This is a genomic window from Vibrio sp. 811, assembly GCF_033339195.1.
In genome coordinates this window covers 1-774 of the sequence record NZ_JAWOUB010000304.1, presented here as the reverse complement: position 1 = coordinate 774, position 774 = coordinate 1, and the positions used below count along the sequence as shown (strand labels likewise).

At 47.9% G+C, this 774-nt stretch carries 1 protein-coding gene; it reads right to left on the bottom strand.

Annotated elements, in window-relative coordinates:
• Positions 1-738, bottom strand: a 738-nt coding sequence (locus R7Q46_RS26495; RefSeq protein ID WP_318078129.1) for an Ig-like domain-containing protein, incomplete at its 3' end; no start/stop codon positions are given.
• Positions 739-774: the final 36 nt, after the last annotated feature.

Below are 774 nucleotides of genomic sequence, written 5' to 3'. Positions count from 1 at the left end.
TGTGTAAGGGGCAGCGGTTGCTGTACCAGCTAATGCGCCAGCAACGTAGAAGTCAACTTTAGCAACGCTACCATCCGCGTCTGCTGCGTTAGCAGTAAGCGTAACAGTACCGCCTAAGTCGATTGAAGTAGCTGAAAGCGCAACATCCACTGTAGGCGCTTCATTACCTGGTTGAGCTGAAGCAATCGTAAGCGTTACTGAACTTGCAGTACTTACCGCACCAGCGTCATCATAAGATTTAGTTGAAAACTCGTGTACGCCTTCAGTTGCAGTCCAAGATGCAGTGAAAGGAGCCGAAGTAGACTGACCAACTAAAGCACCATCAACAAAGAATTCAACTTTGCTAATTGTGCCATCAGTGTCTGCTGCATCTGCGGCTAGGTTAACCACTTCACCAGCGGTGATAGATGCCGACGCAGAAGGAGCGGTTAGAGTCACCGTCGGGATTTCATTTTGTGGTGGGTCAACAGGACCTGTTCCATCACAAGCACCAAGAGATTCCCACTCGCCCCACTGGCCAGCTTGTGCAGGGTTATTGTTTTGCGTCCAGTAACGCGCTTTGTATGCGTTACCTTCGTGCTGAACTTGGTCGCCGCCATTATAAACTTTTGACGAATCCCAAACTTCTAGAGGGGCACAATCAACCGCTGCGTAGCTGTTGAAGGCCAATAGACAAGATGCAGTCAGCGTACTTAGCGTAAAGACACTTTTCACTGCTTTCCCGTTTTTAAGGTGCATAATCGCTCTTCCTTAAGTTATTGTTAAAACAATATT